This is a genomic window from Pseudomonas sp. SLBN-26 (assembly GCF_006715895.1).
In the GTDB taxonomy this organism is placed as follows: Bacteria; Pseudomonadota; Gammaproteobacteria; order Pseudomonadales; family Pseudomonadaceae; genus Metapseudomonas; species Metapseudomonas otitidis.
In genome coordinates this window covers 5005316-5024495 of record NZ_VFOB01000001.1, presented here as the reverse complement: position 1 = coordinate 5024495, position 19180 = coordinate 5005316, and the positions used below count along the sequence as shown (strand labels likewise).

Genomic DNA, 19180 nt, shown 5'->3' with positions numbered 1-19180 from the left:
TGAACCGAGTCCCCGATGCCTGACCTGCTCGCCCACTACCCCTACAGCCCCACCGCCTACCACGAGCTGCTGGAGGCGGAGGGGCGTGTGCGCCCCCACTGGCAGCGCCTGCACCAGCAACTGGCGCGCAGCGGCGCGGCCCAGCTGCGCCAGCGCCAGGAGCTGCTGGTGCGGCAGATCCAGGAGAACGGCGTCACCTACAACGTCTACGCCGACCCCAAGGGCACCGACCGCCCCTGGGAGCTGGACCTGCTGCCGAACCTGCTCAGCGCGGCGGAATGGGCCCCCATCGCCGCCGGCGTGGCCCAGCGCGCACGCCTGCTGGACGCGGTGCTAGCCGACCTCTACGGCGAGCAGCGCCTGGTGGGCGAGGGCCTGCTGCCCAGCGAGCTGGTGTTCGGCCACACCAGCTTCCTCTGGCCCTGCCAGGGCATCCGCCCGGCGGGCGGGCGCTTCCTGCACAGCTACGCGGTGGACCTGGCGCGCGATGCCGACGGCCAGTGGCACGTGCTGGCCGACCGCACCCAGGCCCCTTCCGGCGCGGGCTATGCGCTGGAGAACCGGCAGATCGTTTCCCGCGCCCTGCCGGAGCTGTACCGCGACCTGCGGGTGCAGTACCTGGCCGGCTACTTCCGCGCCCTGCAGGACACCCTGCTGCGCCAGGCCCCCAGCGATGGCGAGACGCCGCTGGTGGTGCTGCTGACCCCCGGACGCTTCAACGAGACCTACTTCGAGCACCTGTACCTGGCCCGCCAGCTGGGCTTCCCCCTGGTGGAAGGCAGCGACCTGACGGTGCGCGACGCCACCCTCTACCTGAAGACCCTGGGCGGCCTGAAGCGCGTGCACGCCGTACTGCGCCGCCTGGATGACGACTTCTGCGACCCGCTGGAGCTGCGCACCGACTCGGCCCTGGGCGTGCCTGGCCTGCTGGAGGCGGTGCGCCAAGGCCGGGTGCTGGTGGCCAATGCCCTGGGCAGCGGCGTGCTGGAATCACCGGGGCTGCTGGGCTTCCTGCCGGGGGTGAACCGCCGCCTGTTCGGCGAGGAGCTGCTGCTGCCCACCGTGGGCACCCGCTGGTGCGGCGAGCCGGGCGCGCTGGGGGACATCCTCACCGGGCTGGAGGGGCTGGTGATCAAGCCGGCCTTCCCTTCCCAGAGTTTCGAACCGGTCTTCGGCCACACCCTCTCGGCCCCCGAGCGCGAGGCCCTGCACCAGCGCCTGCGGGCACGCCCCCACGCCTACGTGGCGCAGCACCAGGCGCAGCTGTCGCTGGCCCCGGTGTGGCAGCCGGACCACGGCGGCACCCTGCAGGCCCGCGCCATCGGCATGCGGGTGTTCGCGGTGGCCACGGCCGACGGCGGCTACTGGGTGATGCCCGGCGGGCTGACGCGGGTGGCCTCGGAGGCGGATGCCGAGGTGGTGTCCATGCAGCGTGGCGGCGCCAGCAAGGACACCTGGGTGCTGGCCGACCGCCCGGTGACCGGGGAACCGCTGCGCCCGCGCGAACTGGGGGTGCGCGACCTGGTGCGCCAGGACCCGTACCTGCCCTCGCGGCTGGTGGAGAACCTGTTCTGGTTCGGCCGCTACGCCGAGCGCTGCGACGACTCGGCGCGCTTGCTGCGGGTGGTGCTGACCCGCTACGTGGACGCCGACGGCGACGAGCAGGCGCTGCACAGCGCATTGCACCTGGCCGGCCAGCTGGGGCAGTTGCCGGCCGGCGAGGCGCCCCTGGAGCGGCGCCTGCTGGACGCTTTGCTGAGCGAGGAGTGGCCCTTCAGCCTGCGCGCCAACCTGCGCCGGCTGCACTGGTCCGCCGCCCAGGTGCGCGGGCGCCTGTCGCGGGAGAACTGGCACGCGCTGCTGGAGCTGCAACGCGAGGTGAATGCCCTCGACCCGCACCAGGTGGACCTAGGCGATGCCCTGGACTTCCTCGGGCGGCTGCTGATGTCGATGGCGGCACTGTCGGGCTTCGCCCTGGACGACATGACCCGCGACGACGGCTGGCGCTTCCTGATGATCGGCCGGCGCATCGAGCGGGTGCAGTTCTTCGCCGAGGCCATCGCCGGCGTCCTGCGCGGTGGCGCGGCCTGGGAGGCCGGCACCCTGGACTGGCTGCTGGAGCTGGGCAACAGCACCATCACCTACCGCTCGCGCTACCTAGCCTCGCCGCAGCTGATCCCGGTGCTGGACCTGCTGCTGCTGCACGAACAGAACCCCCACGCCCTGCGCTTCCAGCTGCAGGCGCTGGAACGCTCCCTGGCGCGCGTGCACGAGACCTTCGGGGCGCCCCAGGAGCTGGTACTCAGCGGGCTGATCGGGCGCCTGCTGGCCTTCGACCTGGGCAGCCTGGAGAACCCGCTGTTCGGCGCCGACAGCGTCGACGAGGTGCTGGAAGGGCTGGCCGGCCTGCTTCAGGAGATCGCCACCCTCGCCGGCCAGCTCTCCGACCGCCTCGGGCTGCGCTATTTTGCCCATGTCGATGACGTCAGCCAGCAAACGGTGTCCACCTGATGCACGCCCCCGCCCTCTCCCTCGCGCCCCAGGGCGCGCGCTACCAGGTGTTCCACGACACCCTCTACCGCTACGCCTCGCCGGTGTCGCTGTCCCAGCAGCAGCTGCACCTGTGGCCCCGGGAATGCCCCTGGCAGCGCTGCCATGGCCAGTCCCTGGAGATCCACCCCGCGCCCTCGACCCGCAGCGACGGGCTGGACGTGTTCGGCAACCCGCTGACCCGGCTGGCCTTCGAGCGCCCCCACGACGAACTGCAGGTCAACGCGCGGCTGCTGGTGGAGGTACTGCCCCGCGGCCCCTTCGACCTCGACGCCTCGCCGGCCTGGGAGCAGGTGCTGGCCGGCCTGGCCTACACCGGGCGGCCGCTGCCGGCGGACACGCTGGAGGCCTGCCGCTTCCGCAGCGAGTCGCCCTACGTGCGCCTGAAGCGCCAGTTCGCCGACTACGCCGAGGACTGCTTCCCCCTTGGCCGACCGCTGCTGCGGGGCGTGGCGGCGCTGATGGAGAAGATCTTCCGCGAGTTCGACTTCGACGCCGACGCGACCCAGGTGGCGACGCCCCTGGTGGAAGTGCTGGAGCGCCGCCGTGGCGTGTGCCAGGACTTCGCCCACCTGATGCTGGCCTGCCTGCGCTCGCGGGGCCTGGCCGCACGCTACGTCAGCGGCTACCTGCTGACCCAGCCACCACCGGGGCAACCCCGGCTGATCGGCGCCGACGCCTCCCACGCCTGGGTGTCGGTGTACTGCCCCCGGCACGGCTGGGTGGACTTCGACCCGACCAACAACATGCTGCCGGACCTGGAGCACATCACCCTCGGCTGGGGCCGGGACTTCTCGGACGTCTCGCCGCTGCGGGGGGTGATCCTCGGGGGCGGCAGCCATGACCCGGAGGTGCGGGTGACGGTGATGCCGTTGTGGGAGATGGCGGTCTAGTCTCCACGCCCGGCAGCCGGGAGGCTCATCCGCTGGAGCGCACACACAAAAACGCCAGCCCGAAGGCTGGCGTTTTCATTTAGCGCGGCGCGACGGGGCGCTTTGCGGGCTTCTTGCCGCCGCCCTTGCCGGGCCCGGCGGCCTTCTCCTCGGCGCGCTTGCGGGCCTGGGCTGCCGCCTTGGCCTGCTCGCGCTTGTCCCAGGGCTTGCTGCCATCGCTGCCACGGGGCGGCAGGCCGGTGTGCTGGGTGAGCACCTTGCCTGTGCTGCCGGCCTTGCGTGTGCCGGCCGTGGTGGAGTTCTTGCGGCGGGCGCTGTGGTACTCGTCGGCCTGGGGCTGGAAGGTGGGGATCAGCTGGTGCTTGGCGTTGCCGATCAGGTCTGCGCGGCCCATGCGCTGCAGGGCCTCGCGCAGCAGCGGCCAGTTCTTCGGGTCGTGGTAGCGCAGGAAGGCCTTGTGCAGGCGGCGCTGCTCCTCGCTCTTGACGATGGTGACGCCGTCGCTCTTGTAGGTGACCTTGCGCAGGGGGTTCTTGCCCGAGTGGTACATGGCCGTGGCGGTGGCCATGGGCGAGGGATAGAAGGCCTGCACCTGGTCGGCACGGAAGCCGTTGCGCTTGAGCCACAGGGCGAGGTTCATCATGTCTTCGTCGGTGGTGCCGGGGTGGGCGGCGATGAAGTACGGGATGAGGTACTGCTCCTTGCCCGCTTCCTTCGAGTACTTCTCGAACATCTGCTTGAAGCGGTCGTAGCTGCCGATGCCGGGCTTCATCATCTTGTCCAGCGGGCCGCGCTCGGTGTGCTCCGGGGCGATCTTGAGGTAGCCGCCGACGTGGTGGGTCACCAGCTCCTTGACGTACTCGGGGGACTCCACGGCCAGGTCGTAGCGCAGGCCGGAGGCGATGAGGATCTTCTTCACGCCGGGCAGTGCGCGCGCCTTCCGGTACAGCTCGATGAGCGAGCTGTGGTCGGTGTTGAGGTTCTCGCAGATGCCGGGGAAGACGCAGGACGGCTTGCGGCAGTGACGCTCGATCTCCGGGTCCTTGCAGGCGATGCGGTACATGTTGGCGGTCGGGCCGCCGAGGTCGGAGACCACGCCGGTGAAGCCCGGCACCTTGTCACGCATTTCCTCGATCTCGCGGATGATCGAGTCGTGGGAGCGGTTCTGGATGATGCGGCCTTCGTGCTCGGTGATGGAGCAGAAGGTGCAGCCACCGAAGCAGCCACGCATGATGTTCACCGAGAAACGGATCATCTCGTAGGCGGGGATCTTCTCCTTGCCATAGGCCGGGTGCGGCACGCGCGCGTAGGGCATGCCGAACACGTAGTCCATTTCCTCGGTGGTCATGGGGATGGGTGGCGGGTTGAACCACACGTCCACCTCGCCATGCTTCTGCACCAGTGCGCGGGCGTTGCCCGGGTTGGTCTCCAGGTGCAGCACGCGGTTGGCGTGGGCGTAGAGGACCGGGTCGTTGCGCACCTTCTCGAAGGACGGTAGGCGGATCACCGTCTTGTCGCGGGTCATGCGCGGGCTGTCGAGGATCTGCACGACCTTGGCTTCGTTCGGGTCCTCGATCTCCCCCTTGGCCTGCTCGATGGCGCAGGCTTCGGTGTCCTGGGTGTTGACGTAGGGGTTGATGATCTTGTCGACGCGGCCCGGGCGGTCGATGCGGGTGGAGTCCACTTCGTACCAGCCTTCGGGGGTGTCGCGGCGGACGAAGGCGGTGCCGCGCACGTCGGTGATGCGTTCGATGGCTTCGCCACGGGACAGGCGCTGGGCGATCTCGACCACGGCGCGCTCGGCGTTGCCGTAGAGGAGGATGTCGGCGGTGGCGTCCATGAGGATGGAGCGGCGCACCTTGTCCTGCCAGTAGTCGTAGTGGGCGATGCGGCGCAGGGAGGCTTCGATGCCACCGAGCACCACCGGGACGTGGGTGTAGGCTTCCTTGCAGCGCTGGCTGTAGACCAGGCTGGCGCGGTCGGGGCGCTTGCCGGCGACGCCGCCGGGGGTGTAGGCGTCGTCGGAACGGATCTTACGGTCGGCGGTGTAGCGGTTGATCATGGAGTCCATGTTGCCGGCGGCGACCCCGAAGAACAGATTCGGCTCGCCGAGCTTCATGAAGTCGTCCTTCGAGCGCCAGTCGGGCTGGGCGATGATCCCCACGCGGAAGCCCTGGGCCTCCAGCAGGCGGCCGATGATGGCCATGCCGAACGAAGGATGATCGACGTAGGCATCGCCGGTGACGATGATGATGTCGCAGGAATCCCAACCCAGCTGATCCATCTCTTCCCGGCTCATGGGCAGGAAGGGGGCGGGCCCGAAGCACTCGGCCCAGTACTTGGGGTAGTCGAACAGCGGCTTGGCGGCTTGCATGTTTTTTGATCAGCTGGCTTTCACGGGGGCGCGGAATATAGCACAAAAAATGTACAAGCCCGACTCCCACGCTTGGTTTTTTGAGGGTGCTTCGGACAGATGACGGCACGATTCGTGCTCCTGTCATGAAGCGTTGATGTCCAATGGCTATACTCCCGCCGATAACAAGATCGCCCGCTTCCACCGGTAACGGGCACACAGGAGCGTGCGGTGTTATCTCGACTCATCCCCCTGATGGTTCTGCTGGGTGTTCTTGGTCTGTGCACGCACGCCGGCGCAGCCCCCTTCACCCTGCAACCCGATAGCAGCGGCCGCACCCTCAACGGTTCCATCGAACTCCTCGAAGACCCCAGCGGCCAATTGACCATCGCCGACATGGCCGACCCGGCGGTGCAGGCGCGCTTCGTGCCGGCCGAGGGGCGTGCTTCGGTGGGGCAGAGCCGCAGCCAGTGGTGGGTGAAGGTGCAACTGGCCCGCGCGCCGGATGCTCCGGCGCGGTGGTGGCTGGAGAACTCGGGCATCACCGTGTACCGGGTGAGCCTGTTCCTGCCGGACGGCCAGGGCGGCTGGCAGGAGCGCGTCACCAGCGAGAGCGTGCCCTTCGCCGAGGGTCGCGACCATGACTACCGGCGCATGGTGTTCCGCCTGCCGCCCATCGACGAGCAGGGGCTGACGTTCTACTTCCGCAGCTACGACCCGGCCGGCAACTCCTTCCCCCTCAAGGTCTGGCAGCTGCAGGACCTGCAGGACCTGCGCGCCACCGAGAACATGGGCTTCGGCATCATCTACGGGGTGATCCTGGCGCTGTTCCTCTACAACCTGTTCATCCTCGTGGCGCTGCGGGACAAGGCCTATTTCTGGTACGTGCTGGCCACCGGCTGCGCGCTGGTGTTCATCCTCAGCATGACCGGCCACGGCTTCCAGTACTTCTGGGGGGACTGGCCGGTGCCGTTCTGGCTGGACCGCATCACCCTGCCCTCGCTGTGGGGCATCTTCGTCATGCGCTTCACCCAGGAGCTGCTCTACACACGGCGCGGGCTGGTGTGGGCGGATCGGGCGTTCAACACCGGCTGCGTGCTCTATGCCATCGCCATCCTGATCAACGCCTTCGGCTACCGCGCCGAGGGCGCCCTGCTGATCGCCCTGACGCCCATCGTCACGGTGCCCACTGCACTGGTCAGCGCGGGGGTGCGCTGTTACCAGGGCTTCTTCCCAGCGCGCTTCTACCTGGTGGGCTACGGCACGGTGCTGATCAGCACCGCCGTGCTGGTGATGCGGGCGGCGGGAATCGTGCAGCCCACCAACTTCACGGCCTACATGTTCCCCATCGCGGTGGCGGCCGAGTCCATCCTGTTCTCCTTCGCCCTGGCCTACCGCATCCAGATGCTCAAGCAGGAGAAGGCGGCCGCGCTGGAGCTGGCCGACCGCGAGAAGACCGCGCGGCTGGCGCAGATGCAGGCCAGCTCGGACGAGCTGCAGGCGGCGGTGACCCGGCGCACGGCGGAACTGGCGGCGGCCAACCAGCGCCTCAGCGAGCGGGAGCGCGAGCTGGAGCACGCGGCCTTCCACGACAGCCTCACGGACCTGCCCAACCGCCGCCACCTGATCGACCGCGCCGAGCAGGCCCTGGCCAATGCGGGGCGCCGTGAGGAGACGGTGGCGCTGATGCTGATCGACCTGGACCACTTCAAGCCGATCAACGACCGTCATGGCCACGACGCCGGGGACGCGATGCTGCGGGCCATCGGCCACCGCCTGCGCGAGCATGTGCGCGGCGGCGACAGCGTGGCGCGGCTGGGCGGGGACGAGTTCGCGGTGCTGATCTGCGGGCCGGATGCCGAACCCCACGCACGGGAGATCGCCGAGCGCCTGCTGGCGGAGCTGTCCAAGCCGGTGAGCTACGGCCAGCACGAGCTGACGGTGACCATCAGCATCGGCGTGGCGCTCTTCCCGAACCACGCCCGGCAGTTCGCCGGCCTGTACAAGACGGCGGACCAGGCGCTCTACCAGGTGAAGGACCGGGGGCGTTCGGGCTTCGCCATCTTCGGCGACAACGGTGAGTTGTCCGGCGAGGCCTGCCTGCGCCTGGACGTGCTGAAGGTGCCCACCGGGCTGACCTGAGCCTGTGTGCCCTCCCCGTCAGCTGAGGTAGCGACGGGGAACGCGGGCGGTGACCTTGGTCAGCAGCTCGTAGCCGATGGTGCCGCAGGCGGCGGCCACTTCATCCACCGGCAATTGCGCCCCCCAGAGTTCCACGGCATCCCCTTCGCGGGCCTCCGGCAGGTCGGTGAGGTCCACCGCGAGCATGTCCATCGACACCCGCCCGGCCAGCGGGACGCGCTGGCCGTGGATCACCACAGGGGTGCCGCTGGGGGCGTGGCGCGGGTAGCCGTCGGCGTAGCCGCAGCTGACGGTGCCGATCCGCGAGGGGCGCTGGGCGACCCAGGTGGCGCCGTAGCCAACGCTCTCGCCGGCGGCCACGTCGCGCACGGCGATCAGTTCGGCGGTCAGGCTCATGGCCGGCTTGAGCCCCAGTTCGCGGGCGCTGAGGTCGCTGATGGCGCTGGCGCCGTAGAGCATGATGCCGGGGCGGACCCAGTCCATGTGGGCGGCCGGGACGCTGAGCACGGCGGCCGAGTTGGCCAGGCTGCGTTGGTGGAAATCCAGGTCGAGGACGTCGAGGAAGCGCTCCAGTTGCACCTCGGTGAGGCTGTGGCCGCGCTCGTCGGCACAGGCGAAGTGGCTGATTAGGTTGAGCTCGGCGATGCGTGCGTCGCCCTGCAGGTGGGCATGCCAGGCGCGCAGGCTGTCACCGTCGAAACCCAGGCGGTGCATGCCGGTGTCGAGCTTGAGCCAGACGTTCAGCGGACGGCCGATGTCCGACGCCAGCAGGGCGCGGGCCTGGCGCTCGCTCTGGATCACCAGGTCGAGGCCGAGCTGGGCGGCGATCATCACTTCACGCGCTTCGAAGCAGCCTTCCAGCAGCAGGATGCGGGCGCGATCGTCCAGGGCGCGGACTTCGGCAGCTTCCTCCAGGCAGGCGACGGCGAAACCGTCGGCAACGCCACGCAGTACGCTCACCACTTCGCGTACGCCGTGGCCGTAGGCGTTGGCCTTGACCACCGCGAACACCTGGCGTCCGGGCGCGCAGCGCTGGGCGACGGCGAGGTTGTGGCGGATGGCGGAAAGGTCGACGGCGGCGATCAGCGGGCGCATGGGCGTGGCTCATGAACGAAAACGGGCGCCCATGATACCTGCAGGGCGCCCGTGTTCATTGATCCACGACGGATGTTGCGAGCCGGTCTACTCGTCTTCGAAGTTGTAGCTGCCGGGAGCGAGGTTCTCGAAGCGCGAGTACTTGCCGAGGAAGGCCAGGCGCACGGTGCCGATGGGGCCGTTACGCTGCTTGCCGATGATGATCTCGGCGACGCCCTTGTACTCGGTTTCGGGGTGATACACCTCGTCGCGGTACACGAACATGATGATGTCGGCGTCCTGCTCGATGGCCCCGGATTCGCGGAGGTCGGAGTTGACCGGGCGTTTGTTGGGGCGCTGTTCCAGGGAGCGGTTGAGCTGGGACAGGGCGATCACCGGGCAGTTGAATTCCTTGGCCAGGGCCTTGAGCGAGCGGGAGATCTCGGAGATTTCGTTCACCCGGCTGTCGCCGCTGGAACCGGGGATCTGCATGAGCTGCAGGTAGTCGACCATGATCAGGCCGATCTCGCCGTGCTCGCGGGCCAGGCGGCGGGTACGGGCGCGCATTTCCGAGGGGGAGATGCCGGCGGTGTCGTCGATGAACAGCTTGCGGTCGTTGAGCAGGTTCACCGCGGAGGTGAGCCGCGGCCAGTCGTCGTCGTCCAGGCGGCCGGCACGGACCTTGGTCTGGTCGATGCGGCCGAGGGAGGCGAGCATACGGATCACGATGGATTCCGAGGGCATCTCCAGGGAATACACCAGGATCGCCTTGTCGCTGCGCATCAGGGCGTTCTCCACCAGGTTCATGGCGAAGGTGGTCTTACCCATGGAGGGACGGCCGGCGACGATGATCAGGTCTGCCGGCTGCAGGCCGCTGGTCTGCTGGTCGAGGTCGTCGAAGCCGGTGGTCAGGCCGGTGATGGCATCGCCGTTGTTGAACAGTTCGTCGATGCGGTCGATGGCCCTGACCAGGATGTCGTTGATGCCTACCGGGCCGCCGGTCTTGGGACGGGCTTCGGCGATCTCGAAGATCTTGCGCTCGGCCTCGTCGAGGATCTCCTCGCCGGTACGGCCCTGGGGGGCGTAGGCGCTGTCGGCGATCTCGTTGCTGATGCCGATCAGCTGCCGCAGGGTGGCGCGCTCGCGGATGATCTGCGCGTAGGCCTTGATGTTGGCCACCGAGGGGGTGTTCTTGGCCAGTTCGCCGAGGTACGCCAGGCCACCGACCTGGGACAGCTGCCCTTCCTTGTCCAGTTGCTCGGACAGGGTGACGACGTCGAAGGGCATGTTGCGCTCGGCGAGCTTGAAGATGGAGCGGAAGATCAGTCGGTGGTCGTGGCGGTAGAAGTCGCCATCGGACACCTGGTCCAGCACCCGCTCCCAGGCGTTGTTGTCCAGCATGAGGCCACCCAGAACCGCCTGCTCGGCCTCGATGGAGTGCGGCGGCACCTTGAGGGCTGAGGTTTCCAGGTCGAACTGCTCGGGAATGCTGATCTCGTTCATGGGCTCGGAATGGAAGGGGGTAGAAAGACAACGGGCACGTCACCGCTTGCGCAATGACGTGCCCGATTGTTGAGCCGGCCGCACCGGAGTGCAAGCCTGCTCCGCCTGGATGGCCCTCAAGCGAGGACCCACCGGGCGCGTCGCTTAGGCGGCTACGACGATCAGCTTGACCGCGGCTTCGACGTCGGTGTGCAGGTGCACGGCCACGTCGTATTCGCCGGTCTGGCGGATGGTGCCGTTCGGCAGGCGGACTTCGGCCTTGGCAACCGGAACGCCAGCGGCGGTCAGGGCGTCAGCGATGTCGTGGGTACCGATGGAACCGAACAGCTTGCCTTCGTCACCAGCGGTGGCAGTGATGGTCACTTCCAGCTCGGACAGTTGGGCAGCGCGGGCTTCGGCAGAAGCCTTCTTGTCGGCAGCCAGTTTTTCCAGTTCAGCGCGGCGGGCTTCGAACGCAGCAACGTTCTCGGCGGTAGCAGCGGTGGCCTTGCCCTGCGGCAGCAGGTAGTTACGGCCGTAACCGGACTTTACGTTCACCTTGTCGCCCAGGTTGCCCAGGTTGGCGATTTTTTCCAGCAGGATGACTTCCATTTGGCATTAACCTCTTAACTTTTAACCTTCACCGTTCGCGGGGCCGGCGCCGTTCTTGCGCGCAAGGCGGCCGCGAAAATCAAACAGGCTGTCGATCACAGCCAACAGACAGATCAAGTTCCCGAGCATCAGCACGGCGGCGTACAACACCACCAGCCAACCGCCCGACAGCTGTTTCTGGGCGATCAGGCCATGCCCCAATGCGATACCGGCGACCAGCAGCGGCACGCTGCACAGCGGGCCGAACATCGCCGCCTCGGGCGACAGTTGCGGTGCCAGCATGGCACCCAGCAACAGCAACACCGCGACGACGGGCGACAGGCGCAGACTCCGGAATTCGCGGCCGAAACCGCCCGGGTTGTACAGCGCCGCCTGCCAGTAACGCGCAAGCACCAGGCAGAGCAGGCTGGTCATCTGCAGCGAGGAGGCCATCACTCCGGTAAGGAGCGGCAACATCATCGCCTGCAACGCGTCGGCCTCTTCGCCCGACGCGGGACTGCCACTCTTGAACTGCGCCATGACCTTGGAAATCTCGGTCGAGAGGGCGCTGATCAATTCGCCATGGGTATGGCCCAGCACCAGGGCGAACACCACCCCGATCACCAGGCTGCCCAGCAGTACATGGTTCCAGGAGGTGGTGGCGCGCAGGATCTGCGCCAGCACCAGCGTCCCGAGCAGGACCAGAAGGGTGCTCGGTTCGCCCAGGTACCACCAGCAGAACGCCGGCAGGACCGCCCAGGCCAGGATGCCGAAGGCATCGCTGAAGCCGCGCCGCAGCAGCACGAGGCCACCTGCGGCCGCACTCAGCCAGAACAACAGTGGAACAGCGGCGGAACCGGCTACGGCCAGTGTCGCCTGCATGCGGCCCCGCATGGTGAATTCAGCCAGTGCGCGCATGCGATCTATCTCTCAGCTTGCCGGCAGTCCGGGATCAACGGCCGTGGCTGTCGGTGTAGGGCAGCAGGGCCAGGTAGCGGGCGCGCTTGATAGCGGTGGCCAGCTGACGCTGGTACTTGGCCTTGGTACCGGTGATACGGCTGGGAACGATCTTGCCGGTTTCGGAGATGTAGGCCTTCAGGGTGTTGAGATCCTTGAAGTCGATCTCTTTCACGCCTTCAGCGGTGAAACGGCAGAACTTACGACGACGGAAGAAACGTGCCATGAACTTGGCTCCTCAATAAGGTCCGGGGATTACTCGTCAGCGTTGTCGCTGTCGTTGTCGCTGTCATCGCCTTCAGCGGCGCTTTCAGTCTCAACGCGCTCACGACGCTCACGGCGCTCGTTGCGGTTTTCCTCGGCCTTGAGCATCTCGGACTGGCCGGTAACGGCTTCATCGCGACGGATGACCAGGTTGCGCAGGACGGCGTCGTTGTAGCGGAAGTTGTCTTCCAGCTCGGCCAGGGCCTTGCCGCTGCACTCGACGTTCAGCATCACGTAGTGAGCCTTGTGAACGTTGTTGATGGCGTAGGCCAGTTGACGACGGCCCCAATCTTCCAGACGGTGGATCTTGCCGCCGTCTTCTTCGATCAGCTTGGTGTAGCGCTCGACCATGCCACCAACCTGCTCGCTCTGGTCCGGGTGAACCAGGAAGATGATTTCGTAATGACGCATAAATGCTCCTTACGGGTTGTAGCCTGCCAACATCGTGGTCAGGCAAGGAGTGAATGTTTCGTTTTGGCTTGCTGGACATCGGGCGTACGAACGCCTGCCGTCGCGGCAAGGGGCGCCATTCTAGAGAAGGGCGCAGGGCCACGCAAGAAAAACTGGTGAATATTTGAACAGCCACGAAGGACGCGCCGGGACGGCCGAAGTGGCACGCCCCGGCGCGGTTCGCTAGCGGCCGCTGGCGGCGGAAGGCTTGCCGGCGGTGCGCTGGCGCACCGCCTCGAACAGGCAGATGCCGGTGGCGACGGAGACGTTGAGGCTGCTGACGCTGCCGCCCATGGGCAGCTTGACGAGGTAGTCGCAATGCTCGCGGGTCAGGCGGCGCATGCCCTTGCCTTCGGCCCCCATGATCAGCACGGTGGGGCCGGTGAGGTCCTGCTGGTAGATGACCTGCTCGGCCTCGCCAGCAGTGCCGACCGTCCACAGGCCCTTCTTCTGCAGTTTCTCCAGGGTGCGGGCCAGGTTGGTGACGGCCACCAGGGGCACCACCTCCGCCGCACCGCAGGCGACCTTGCGCACCGTGGCGTTGAGGGTGGCGGACTTGTCCTTCGGCACGATGACCGCCTGCACGCCGGCGGCATCGGCGGTGCGCAGGCAGGCGCCGAGGTTGTGCGGATCGGTGACGCCGTCCAGTACCAGCAGCAAGGGCGGGCCCTCGCTGCGCTCCAGCAGTTCGTCAAGCATGTTCTCGCCCCACACCTGGCTGGGGCTGACTTCGGCGACGACGCCCTGGTGGACACCCTCGGCCCATTCATCCAGCTCGCGCCGGTCCTTGTTGCCGACCGGTACGCGGGCCTGCCCGGCCAGGCCCAGTAGGGCCTGGATGCGCGGGTCCTGCCGGCTCTCGGCCAGCCACAGCTGCTTCACGCGCTTGGGGTGGTGACGCAACAACGCTTCCACGGCGTGCACGCCGTAGACCTTTTCCAACTCACTCATGACTTGACCTTGTTCTTGCCGCTACCGGCGGCCTTGGGCTTGGGCGGCCCCTTGCGATGCTTGCCTGGCTTGCTCGCCTTGGCGGCGGGCTTGGCCTTCTTCGACTTGTCACCCCCCGCCTTGGCAGGCCGGGCCTTGCCGGCCGGGTCCTGGCCGTCGGCGCCGAAGGGCGCGGCGCGGGACGAACCCTTGCCGGCCTTACCCTTGCCTTCGCGCGGTTTCTCGCCGCCCTGCCGGGCCTCGCTGAGCAACGCCTGCTTCAGGGCGCGACTGCGCTTGACGTCGGTGTTGCCAAGCATTTCCTCGGCCTGGGCAAGGATTTCGGGTGCCACCGGCGGCAGCGCCTGGACCTTGCCGGCTTTGGCACGACGAGGTGCCACGGCGACGCCGGGGGCCATCTGCTCGGGCTGAGGCGCTCGCGCGGCCTTCTTCGCCTGGGCAGAGGGCTTGCTTCCGCGGCTGCGGGTCTTGGCCCCCTTGGCGGTACGAGGCTCAGCAACCGGCGCGGCCTTGTCGGCCCCGCGTTTCTTGCGGCCGACCGGCGCAGTCAGCACGTTCTCGGACAGCTCGAAGTCGATCTTGCGCTCGTCCAGGTCGACCCGGGCGATGACCACTTCCACCTGATCCCCCAGGCGGAAGCTGCGGCCGCTGCGCTCACCGGCGAGGCGGTGATGGATCGCGTCGAAGTGGTAGTAGTCGCCAGGCAGGGCGGTGACGTGCACCAGGCCTTCCACATAGATGTCGGTGAGTTCGACGAACAGACCGAAGCCGGTGACGGCGGAGATGACGCCGGGGAAGGTCTCGCCCACCCGCTCGCGCATGTACTCGCACTTCAGCCAGTTGGTGACATCGCGGGTGGCTTCGTCGGCACGGCGCTCGGTCATGGAGCACTGCTCGCCGAGGCGCTCGAGAGCCGCTTCGTCGTATGGGTAGATGCGCGCCTTGGGCATGGCGGCGGCGCCGGCACGACGGACGTGCTCGGTTTCGCGCTTGGAGCGGATCACGCTGCGGATGGCACGGTGCACCAGCAGGTCCGGGTAGCGACGGATCGGCGAGGTGAAGTGGGTGTAGGCGTCGTAGTTGAGGCCGAAGTGGCCCTGGTTGTCGGCGCTGTACACCGCCTGGCTGAGGGAGCGCAGCATGACCGTCTGGATCAGGTGGTAGTCCGGACGATCACGGATGGTTTCCAGCAGCGCCTGGTAGTCGCTCGGCGTCGGTTCGCCCTTGCCTTTATTGAGGGTCAGGCCCAGTTCGCCGAGGAACAGGCGCAGCTTCTCCAGGCGCTCGGCCGGCGGGCCGTCGTGCACACGGTAGAGCGAGGGAATGTCATGGTCCTGCATGAAGCGCGCGGTGGCGACGTTCGCGCAGAGCATGCATTCCTCGATCAGCTTGTGGGCATCGTTGCGCTGGGTCGGACGGATCTCGGCGATCTTGCGATCAGCGCCGAAGACGATGCGCGTCTCCTGGGTCTCGAAGTCGATGGCGCCACGCTTGTGGCGTGCGGCCAGGAGCACCTTGTAGAGCTTGTAGAGCTGCTGCAGATGCGGGACCAGGTGCGGCATCTGCTCGGCGAGTTGCTGCCCTTCCGGGGAGTCGGGCGTCTCCAGCAACTGGCTGACCTTGGTGTAGGTGAGCCGTGCATGGGAGTGGATGACGGCTTCGTAGAACTCGTAGCCGGTCATCTTGCCAGCCCGGGACAGGGTGACCTCGCAGACCATGGCCAGCCGGTCGACCTGGGGGTTCAGCGAACAGAGGCCGTTGGAGAGGGCCTCCGGCAGCATCGGCACGACCTTCTCGGGGAAGTAGACGGAGTTGCCGCGCTTGGCGGCTTCTTCATCCAGCGCCGAACCGACCTTCACATAGTGGGAAACGTCGGCGATGGCGACGAACAGGCGCCAGCCGCCGCCCTTGCGAGCCTCGGCGTAGACCGCATCGTCGAAGTCACGGGCGTCCTCGCCGTCGATGGTGACCAGGGGCAGGTCACGCAGGTCGACGCGCTTCTGCTTGTCCTTCTCGGCCACTTCGGGCTTGAGCTTGGCAGCCTCCTTCTCGACGGCCTCGGGCCACTCGTGGGGGATGTCGTAGCTGCGCAGGGCGACTTCGATCTCCATGCCGGGCGCCATGTAGTCGCCCAGTACGTCCACCACTTCACCCTGGGCAAGGCGGAAGGCGCTCGGCCATTGCTCGATGCGCACCTGGACGAACTGGCCGTGGCGTGCACCGCCCCGCTTGTCGGGAGCCACCAGCACTTCCTGCTGGATCTTGGGATTGTCGGCGACCACGCGGCCGATGCCGCTCTCTTCGAAGAAGCGGCCCACCAGGGTCTCGTGGGCGCGCTCGATGACTTCCACCAGCGCACCTTCACGGCGGCCACGGCGGTCGTGGCCGGAAACACGCGCGAGGGCGCGGTCGCCGTCGAACACGAGGCGCATCTGGGCGGGGCTGAGGAAGAGGTCGTCGCTGCCGTCGTCGGGGATCAGGAAGCCGAAGCCGTCCCGGTGGCCGCTGATGCGGCCGCGTATGAGGTCGAGCTTGTCCACCGGTGCATAGGCACCACGGCGCGTATAGATAAGCTGGCCATCACGTTCCATGGCACGCAGCCGGCGCCGCAGGGCTTCCAGCTCGTCGTCCGTGGTCAGGCCGAACTCTTCCACCAGCTGCTCGCGGCTGGCGGGCGCGCCACGTTCGTCGAGGCGCTGCAGGATGAGTTCACGGCTGGGAATGGGGTTGTCGTATTTTTCCGCTTCGCGTGCGGCCTCGGGATCGAGGTTTTGCCAATCGGCCATCAGTTGGGAATCACCTTTTCATTCATAGGTCGGCTTGTCATGTAGCTATTGAAGCGCGAAATCCAATCGTCGGTCAGCTTTCGCCAGAGAATAATTTTTTTCGGGGTCAGGGGTTTACAAGCAAAAACCCGAACCGTATAGTTCGCGCCCACAACGTTGCTGACGTTGTAGTGTGAAGACGGTGAGCAATCATCGCACGCAGTGCCCAGGTGGCGGAATTGGTAGACGCACTAGGTTCAGGTCCTAGCGGTGGCAACACCGTGGAAGTTCGAGTCTTCTCCTGGGCACCACTCTTCAGAAACACGACAATGCGTCGGGTTTCAAAATAGGGACGCAGCACTCCCTGTCGACACGGTCGATCAAGTGCAGCAAAAGTCGATGAGCAATCATCGCAATGTGCCCAGGTGGCGGAATTGGTAGACGCACTAGGTTCAGGTCCTAGCGGTGGCAACACCGTGGAAGTTCGAGTCTTCTCCTGGGCACCACTCTTCAAGACAAAGCCGAGCAATGCTCGGCTTTGTGCTTTCTGGCCTTCCCTCATCACGCCTTGAACTGCCCGAGACTGGACTTGAGCTGAGCCGCCAGGCCATCCAGCACGCGCCCGCTGCTGGCCGTGGCCGCGACAGCCTCGGCTGCAAGGCGCGCCTCGGCGTGGATGACATCGACCCGCCCGCGTACCGCCCCCGCTCCCTCGGCCTGATGCTCAGCCGCGCGCGCCGCAGTCCGTACCGCCTCGTGCACACCTTCGACCGCCTGCTGGACGCTCTGCTGCAGGCGCTCGCTGTCCCGCAGGGCGTCGATCCCCTCGGCAGCCCGCGCTCGGGCCTGGGAGATGGCAGCCACCGCCTCCTGCGCACCTTTTTGCAGCGCACCGATATGAGCCTGGATGTCACCGGTGGATTGCTGGGTCTTGCTGGCCAGCGCCCGGACCTCATCGGCGACCACGGCGAATCCGCGACCGCTTTCCCCTGCGCGCGCCGCCTCGATCGCGGCGTTGAGCGCGAGCAGGTTGGTCTGCTCGGCAATACCGTGGATCACCGAGAGCACGACTTCGATCTGCTCGCTTTGCCGCGCCAGGCGCTCGATGACTTCGGAACCGTTCTGGACCCGCTCCTCCAGGGTTTCGATCAGCCCACCTACCTTGCGGGCGATCGCTGCACTGTCCTGGGTGGCTTGGCGAATCTCGCCGACCTGCTGGAGCGCGGTCTGCATGGCATGGCTCTCGGCCTGGGCCTCGGCCGCCATCTGGCCCAGAGCCTCCAGGCTGCCGGCGACTTCGTTGCGCTGCCGATCAGCGGCAGCCTCAGCCGCCCGGCTGCGTTCCGCAAGGGAGCGGATCTCCGAACCGGTGCGCACCGCCACCTCGCCCGCTTCACGGACGATCGGCTGGAGCTTGTCGATGAAGCGGTTAACCGCACCCGCCATCTCCCCCACCTCGTCACGGCTGTCGATCTGCACGCGCCGGGTCAGGTCGCCCTCGCCCGCCGCCAGGTCATTCAACGCGGATATGAGCAGGCGCAGGCGATTGACCACCCGATGCCCCAGCACCACCGCCAGGACCAGCAGCACGCCCAGACCGACCAGCACGAGCGCCAGACCGATGCGCCACCGCAACTCGTGGGCGGCGCCCTCGACGGTGTTCTGGGCACCGGTGCTCATGCTGCTGGCTGCGTCCTGGGCAGACTTCAAGCGCGCCGTGAGCACGGCGGTGCTGCCGGTAGCCGCCCCCGCAAGGCTCTGGGCCACGAGGTCACCGCTGCTGGCGATGAGGGCACTGAAGCGGCTGTCCAGGGCTTTCAACTGGGTTTCGACGGAGGCGGTGGAAACGCCTAGGCGTACCTTGCCGATCTCCACTCCGTTGGGACTGATGGAGGCCTCGACCAGGTAGACAGAGGGGTCGTGGGCCGCTGCATCCAGGACCTTGTCCAGCGCGCGCTCACCCTGACCTTTGTCCAGCAGAACCTTGATGACTTCGTTCTCGCGATTGAGGTAGCGGGTCAGGTGCTGGCCCTGCGCATCGTCGTAGATCACGAACAGCACATTGGGGTTGCGCTGGGCGCGCCGAGCGAATTCGGAAAGGGTAGGGATATCACTGTCCCACATGGCGCGGGGTGCTACGGCCGCCAGCAATTGGGCCAGGTCGTTGGCGGATGCCTTCAGGCTCTGCTCGAGGGATTCGCGCAGCTGCCCCTGCTCGGCCTTCAACCGCTCGGAAAGGGAGGCACTCAGGCGTTCACGGGTCTGGGTGGAGAGGCTGGAAAGGCTTCCCGACACCTCCTGCCCCGCCTGGGCCAGCTCTCCGGACAGACGCTGGGTGTCATCCCCCAGGCGCTTGCCAAGGTCCGTGACCAAGGCGTCGACCGTGCCCCGGGTCAGTGCAACAGCCACCACCACCTGCACCAGCAGGGCGATTCCTAGGGCGATGAATACAGGCCGCAACAGGCGGCTCTGCAGGAGGGAAAGGATGGCGGACACGACGATTACTCCTCAACGACCGTTCTGGGTTAACGGCGACTTCCGGGATTTATATAGGTCCTCAGCAAGGGGCATGCCGCAAATTTTTGAAACCCGGCCCATGGAGTGTGGCTGCGACGGGGCGGACGCGTGGAGGGGAAGGAGAAGGGGTCGACGAACGGTCGCTGTCTCGCAAAGAAAAAGGGCCGCATCAGCGGCCCTTTCTCGTTCAT

The 19180-nt window shown here is 67.1% G+C and carries 13 protein-coding genes, 2 tRNA genes and 1 pseudogene; 5 read left to right on the top strand and 11 right to left on the bottom strand.

Annotated elements, in window-relative coordinates:
- Positions 1–15 precede the first annotated feature (15 nt).
- A complete protein-coding gene (locus FBY21_RS23180) occupies positions 16–2511 on the top strand; it encodes a circularly permuted type 2 ATP-grasp protein (RefSeq protein WP_142013963.1) in 2496 nt (831 codons plus the stop codon).
- Positions 2511–3443, top strand: a complete 933-nt coding sequence (locus tag FBY21_RS23175) for a transglutaminase N-terminal domain-containing protein (protein WP_142013960.1) — start codon at positions 2511–2513, stop codon at positions 3441–3443. The genes FBY21_RS23180 and FBY21_RS23175 overlap by 1 nt, the downstream gene beginning before the upstream one ends.
- A 79-nt stretch (positions 3444–3522) precedes the next feature.
- On the opposite strand, the gene FBY21_RS23170 is transcribed toward FBY21_RS23175, so the two are convergent.
- A complete protein-coding gene (locus tag FBY21_RS23170) occupies positions 3523–5817 on the bottom strand; it encodes a YgiQ family radical SAM protein (protein WP_142013956.1) in 2295 nt (764 codons plus the stop codon).
- A 234-nt stretch (positions 5818–6051) separates the two neighbouring features.
- Between FBY21_RS23170 and FBY21_RS23165 the strand changes: the two genes are divergently transcribed.
- A complete protein-coding gene (locus tag FBY21_RS23165; protein WP_142016586.1) occupies positions 6052–7938 on the top strand; it encodes a diguanylate cyclase domain-containing protein in 1887 nt (628 codons plus the stop codon).
- Positions 7939–7956: 18 nt separating this feature from the next.
- On the opposite strand, the gene alr is transcribed toward FBY21_RS23165, so the two are convergent.
- The 8 genes from alr to rnr all read right to left on the bottom strand — a co-directional run bounded on the left by alr (position 7957) and on the right by rnr (position 16493).
- Positions 7957–9033 carry an alanine racemase gene (gene alr, locus FBY21_RS23160; RefSeq protein WP_074970522.1) on the bottom strand — a complete coding sequence of 359 codons (1077 nt, stop codon included), beginning with the start codon at positions 9031–9033 and terminating at the stop codon, positions 7957–7959.
- An 87-nt stretch (positions 9034–9120) separates the two neighbouring features.
- Positions 9121–10515, bottom strand: coding sequence for a replicative DNA helicase (gene dnaB / locus FBY21_RS23155; RefSeq protein WP_044401194.1), 1395 nt, complete (start codon positions 10513–10515; stop codon positions 9121–9123).
- A 144-nt stretch (positions 10516–10659) separates the two neighbouring features.
- Positions 10660–11106 carry a 50S ribosomal protein L9 gene (gene rplI / locus FBY21_RS23150; RefSeq protein ID WP_044401193.1) on the bottom strand — a complete coding sequence of 149 codons (447 nt, stop codon included), beginning with the start codon at positions 11104–11106 and terminating at the stop codon, positions 10660–10662.
- A gap of 21 nt (positions 11107–11127) precedes the next feature.
- The gene (locus tag FBY21_RS23145; protein ID WP_044401192.1) at positions 11128–12003 is read right to left on the bottom strand and encodes a hypothetical protein; all 876 of its coding nucleotides are present in this window, start codon (positions 12001–12003) and stop codon (positions 11128–11130) included.
- Between the two features lie 34 nt (positions 12004–12037).
- Positions 12038–12268 (bottom strand): 30S ribosomal protein S18, encoded by a 231-nt coding sequence (rpsR, locus tag FBY21_RS23140; protein WP_003452992.1) that lies wholly within the window; start codon positions 12266–12268, stop codon positions 12038–12040.
- 29 nt (positions 12269–12297) lie between these two features.
- Positions 12298–12717, bottom strand: coding sequence for a 30S ribosomal protein S6 (gene rpsF, locus FBY21_RS23135; protein ID WP_044401190.1), 420 nt, complete (start codon positions 12715–12717; stop codon positions 12298–12300).
- A gap of 222 nt (positions 12718–12939) precedes the next feature.
- A complete protein-coding gene (gene rlmB, locus FBY21_RS23130; protein ID WP_044401189.1) occupies positions 12940–13707 on the bottom strand; it encodes a 23S rRNA (guanosine(2251)-2'-O)-methyltransferase RlmB in 768 nt (255 codons plus the stop codon).
- Positions 13704–16493: a ribonuclease R gene (rnr, locus tag FBY21_RS23125; RefSeq protein ID WP_142013951.1), complete on the bottom strand. Its 2790-nt coding sequence runs from the start codon at positions 16491–16493 to the stop codon at positions 13704–13706. The genes rlmB and rnr overlap by 4 nt, the downstream gene beginning before the upstream one ends.
- A 203-nt stretch (positions 16494–16696) precedes the next feature.
- On the opposite strand from rnr, the gene FBY21_RS23120 reads away from it, so the two are divergent.
- Both FBY21_RS23120 and FBY21_RS23115 read left to right on the top strand, forming a co-directional pair.
- A tRNA-Leu gene (locus FBY21_RS23120) sits at positions 16697–16783 on the top strand.
- 108 nt (positions 16784–16891) lie between these two features.
- Positions 16892–16978, top strand: a tRNA-Leu gene (locus FBY21_RS23115).
- A 55-nt stretch (positions 16979–17033) separates the two neighbouring features.
- Here FBY21_RS23115 and FBY21_RS30380 read toward each other — a convergent pair.
- Complete coding sequence (locus tag FBY21_RS30380) at positions 17034–17918, bottom strand: methyl-accepting chemotaxis protein (RefSeq protein WP_371320944.1); 885 nt, start codon at positions 17916–17918, stop codon at positions 17034–17036.
- A pseudogene (locus tag FBY21_RS30375) lies at positions 17892–18152 on the bottom strand (HAMP domain-containing protein); the annotation flags it as partial. The gene FBY21_RS30380 and the pseudogene FBY21_RS30375, both read right to left, overlap by 27 nt.
- Between the last annotated feature and the right edge of the window lie 1028 nt (positions 18153–19180).

Excerpts from the sequence above, each read along its gene's own strand:
- FBY21_RS23180 (WP_142013963.1), top strand. The coding sequence starts at position 16 with ATGCCTGACCTGCTCGCCCACTACCCCTACAGCCCCACCGCCTACCAC.
- FBY21_RS23175 (WP_142013960.1), top strand. The coding sequence starts at position 2,511 with ATGCACGCCCCCGCCCTCTCCCTCGCGCCCCAGGGCGCGCGCTACCAG.
- FBY21_RS23170 (WP_142013956.1), bottom strand. The coding sequence starts at position 5,817 with ATGCAAGCCGCCAAGCCGCTGTTCGACTACCCCAAGTACTGGGCCGAG.
- FBY21_RS23165 (WP_142016586.1), top strand. The coding sequence starts at position 6,052 with ATGGTTCTGCTGGGTGTTCTTGGTCTGTGCACGCACGCCGGCGCAGCC.
- alr (WP_074970522.1), bottom strand. The coding sequence starts at position 9,033 with ATGCGCCCGCTGATCGCCGCCGTCGACCTTTCCGCCATCCGCCACAAC.
- dnaB (WP_044401194.1), bottom strand. The coding sequence starts at position 10,515 with ATGAACGAGATCAGCATTCCCGAGCAGTTCGACCTGGAAACCTCAGCC.
- rplI (WP_044401193.1), bottom strand. The coding sequence starts at position 11,106 with ATGGAAGTCATCCTGCTGGAAAAAATCGCCAACCTGGGCAACCTGGGC.
- FBY21_RS23145 (WP_044401192.1), bottom strand. The coding sequence starts at position 12,003 with ATGCGCGCACTGGCTGAATTCACCATGCGGGGCCGCATGCAGGCGACA.
- rpsR (WP_003452992.1), bottom strand. The coding sequence starts at position 12,268 with ATGGCACGTTTCTTCCGTCGTCGTAAGTTCTGCCGTTTCACCGCTGAA.
- rpsF (WP_044401190.1), bottom strand. The coding sequence starts at position 12,717 with ATGCGTCATTACGAAATCATCTTCCTGGTTCACCCGGACCAGAGCGAG.
- rlmB (WP_044401189.1), bottom strand. The coding sequence starts at position 13,707 with ATGAGTGAGTTGGAAAAGGTCTACGGCGTGCACGCCGTGGAAGCGTTG.
- rnr (WP_142013951.1), bottom strand. The coding sequence starts at position 16,493 with ATGGCCGATTGGCAAAACCTCGATCCCGAGGCCGCACGCGAAGCGGAA.
- FBY21_RS30380 (WP_371320944.1), bottom strand. The coding sequence starts at position 17,918 with ATGGCGGGTGCGGTTAACCGCTTCATCGACAAGCTCCAGCCGATCGTC.